At 75.0% G+C, this 3,287-nt stretch carries 3 protein-coding genes; all 3 read right to left on the minus strand.

All coding sequences use genetic code 11. The features are described from left to right. Positions 1–1,046: alkaline phosphatase family protein (locus ABZY44_RS37430; RefSeq protein ID WP_356661981.1), on the minus strand; the 1,046-nt coding region annotated here is incomplete at its 3' end. A 79-nt stretch (positions 1,047–1,125) separates the two neighbouring features. Further along, the gene (locus tag ABZY44_RS37435) at positions 1,126–2,139 is read right to left on the minus strand and encodes a galactokinase (RefSeq protein ID WP_356661983.1); all 1,014 of its coding nucleotides are present in this window, start codon (positions 2,137–2,139) and stop codon (positions 1,126–1,128) included. Then, the coding region (locus tag ABZY44_RS37440) for a class I SAM-dependent methyltransferase (protein WP_356661985.1) at positions 2,136–3,287 on the minus strand (1,152 nt) is incomplete at its 5' end. The genes ABZY44_RS37435 and ABZY44_RS37440, both read right to left, overlap by 4 nt.

Raw genomic sequence — 3,287 nt, forward strand, 5'->3', positions numbered from 1 at the left:
GTGCAGGTCTGCGGGCCGGGGTCGGCCAGCTTCAGCCCACCGCCGGTCGGCGTGGGTGTGGGCGTCGGCGTGGGTGTGGGCGTCGGTGTCGGTGTCGGTGTCGGTGTGGGCTCCGTGGAGGCGCTGAACACCTCGCTGATCGGCTGCACGCCGGCCGCGTTGCCCGCGTGCGTCCCGGTGGTGAAGAGGTCCTCGAACGTGCGCAGCAGGTGGTGGTGGTTGAAGGCGGTCGCGTACGTGCCCGTCTTGACGTTCGCCCCGTAGAAGACGGTGGCGATCTGGTTGGACCCGAGGTAGTTGTCCTCGTCCCAGGTCAGGACCAGCAGGCTGTTGTTGGCCTTCGCCCACTGCGCGTAGGCGTCCATGCTGTTCTTCGTCCAGGTGTCACCGGTGGCGACCGAACAGGAGTGCATGTCGTTGCACTGGTTGGGCACTACGAACGACAGGTTCGGCAGGGCCGCGAAGTTGCCCTGCGGGAACTGCGCCCACGTCTTGCCGGTGTTCAGCGGCACGTTCTTGAAGGCGAACCACGGGTTGTGCTTCTGCGCGTACTGGCCGCTGGTGCAGGCCGTGGAACCCTCGGCGGGCAGGTCCTCGTTGTACGTCGCGAAGGTCTTGCCGGCCGCGATGAGCTCCTGGCCGAGGTTGGCCGCGGTCATCGACTGCGGGGTGTAGCAGCCGTCTCCGGTGATGCCCTGGGTGGCGCCGGAGAAGAGGTTGAAGTAGTTCGGCTGGCTGGGGTGGGTCAGTGCCTTCATACCGGTCAGGCTCGCTCCGCCGCCCGCCAGCTGGTTGACGTAGGGGGCGCTGGCGCTGCCGATGACCTCTCCGTACTGCTTGTTCTCGTACACGACGACGACCACGTGGTCGTACGCCGGCAGGGCCGCGGCGGCCGCGTTCGCGAGGGCCGCGGAGCCGCCGTCGGCCGCCTGGGAACGGGCGAGGGAAAAGGCGCCGAGCAGGCTGAGCGCGCCGAGTCCGGCGACGAGAGCGGACCGGCGGACCCGGTGTCTCGCGCTCGCCTCCGGCGGGACGGGGTGGGACATGGGTGATCTCTCCTCGTGGTGGAGGGGCATGGGGTGTGCGGGGTGAACCAGGGGTGCGGGGTGAACGGGACGTGCGGCGTCATTCCTCGCGCCGGGCCGCGCCGGCCACGGCGATGTTCAGGAACCGGGGGACGGGTCGTTCCCGGTTCCGGAAGTCCTCCGCGACCGCGGCCCGTACCGCCGTCAGCCGTGCCTCGGGCAGCAGCGCCAGCACGCTCCGCCCCGGGCTCCGGCCGGGCGGCCAGACGCTCAGGGCCCCGGCCCGGCGGGCGCACGCCACGGCCCGCGCCAGATCCGCCGCCCGGGCCGCCGGGCCGTTCGCGTCCTCGGGGCCCGCGCGTACGGCGAGCAGTACCAGCCGGGCCCCTGAGGAGGCCGGGTTGAAGCCGACGTACCGCCGGCGCCGGGACTCCCGTGGGCGCGGCCCCCCGCCCAGCAGGAGGGCCCTGCCGGGCCGGGCGTAGAGCACCCCCCGGCGCAGCGCGTCGTCGCCGTCGGGCAGTGCGCGGGCCATCAGCCGGGCCAGGTGCGCACGGTCCGGCTCCTCGCCCGCCCGGGTGTGTACGTCGGCCACGGCGAGGGCCACCGCGCAGTCGGAGGCCTCCGCCGTGTCCAGCCCTGCGGCCGGGGTGAGGGAGCCCTGTACGTGGAGGTCGGTCCCGCCGCGCCCGTATCCGGCGCGGGCCAGTGCGCGCAGCAGGGCGTACGGCCGGGCGGCCCAGGCCGGGAGGGGCGGCGGCGGCCCGGACAGGGTCAGCGGCACGTCGCAGCTGTCCGCCGGGTGGCCGAGGGAGCTGAGCCGGACCAGGCCGTCGGTGCGCGGGGCGGCGGCGGCCGCCACCGGCCAGCCGGCCGCCGCGACCAGGTGGGGGGAGCCGAGGTGGAAGGCGTACGGGGCGCTCCAGACGGCGGCGGGGGGCCGGCCGTACGCGGACTGGAGGGCGTAGGAGACGAGCCGGAAGAGCGGGTCGGCCGTGGCCCGGCGGGCGAGGTCCACGCCGGGGTCGGCCAAGGGTGCGGGTGGGGGTGGGGGTGTGGGTGCGGGTGGGGGTGGCGGGGCCGAGGCGGGGGCGTCGGCGGCCGCGCCCGTCACCGCTCGTCCTTGCGGGCCAGCATCCGGTAGGCGTTCCCGCCGTCCGTGCGCCGGGCCGCGACCGTGCGCAACGCGTCGAGCACCGCCGCGGCGGCGAAGCACGGCAGCGCGGCCACCCGTACGGCATGACCGAGGGCCCGTCGGGCGGGTGTGGCCGGAGCGGCCCACGGCCGGTCCGGGTCGGGGGCCAGCCGGGTCGCGGTCAGGGCCACCGCGCCGAAGAAGTCGTTGCCCTGGTGGGCGGGACCGTGTTCCTCGGCCAGCACGGTGAACCCGCGGTCGGCCAGGGCCTCGCGCAGGTTGGCGGCCGGGATCAGATGCTGGTGCTGCGGCTGGAACCAGGGCAGCCAGGCCGGTCCGAGCAACCGGGCCATGCGCGACTGCGGGTCCGGGAGCTCGATGGCCAGGTACCCGCCGGGAGCGAGGACGGCGGCCGCCGTGTCCAGCTCCGTGAACGGGTCCCGGGTGTGCTCCAGGTAGTGGTACATGCTGACCACCTCGTACTGGCCGGCCAGTTTCACCGCGAAGTCCGGGAACTGGCCCTGGTGTCCCGTCTCCACCCAGCCGCGCCGTTCCGCCTCGCGGACCGCGCCGCCCATGTCGAGCCCGTCGAAGCGGGTGTCCGGCCAGACGGCCCGCGCGGCATTGCAGAAGTGGCCGTGGCCGGTGCCGACGTCGAGCCAGGACGTGGGCCGGGTGTGGGGCCGGAGCATCTCGGCGCGGCTGCGGTAGGCCGCACCGAGCTGCCCGAAGACCGTGGCCGCGCCCTCGCCGCCCCGGCCGTCGTAGAAGTCGCGGTAGTAGAACTCCAGCCCCTCCGGGGTCAGCCGGGGGTTCTGGAAGACGTGCCCGCAGTCCCCGCAGTGTTCGAGGGTGAAGCGGCCGGGCTTGGCCTGGAGCAGATCGGGCACCCGGACGCGGACGGACAGCTGCTGGGAACCGCACCAGGGGCAGTCCAGACGGCGCGTCTCGAAGAACCGGTCGGTCCCGGCGGCCAGCTCCTCCCGGTAGGCGGCGGCCCGTCCGCCGACTCGCTCGGCATCTCGACCCGCGTCCCGGCCGGCGTCCGGCGGGGTGACCCCCGCGGCGTCCCCCGCGCCCGCGGGCACCGCGTCCGCGAGGTGCCGGGGACGGGCCGTCGCGGCGGC

The sequence above is a fragment of the Streptomyces sp. NPDC006544 genome (assembly GCF_040611715.1).
Classification (GTDB): domain Bacteria; phylum Actinomycetota; class Actinomycetes; order Streptomycetales; family Streptomycetaceae; genus Streptomyces.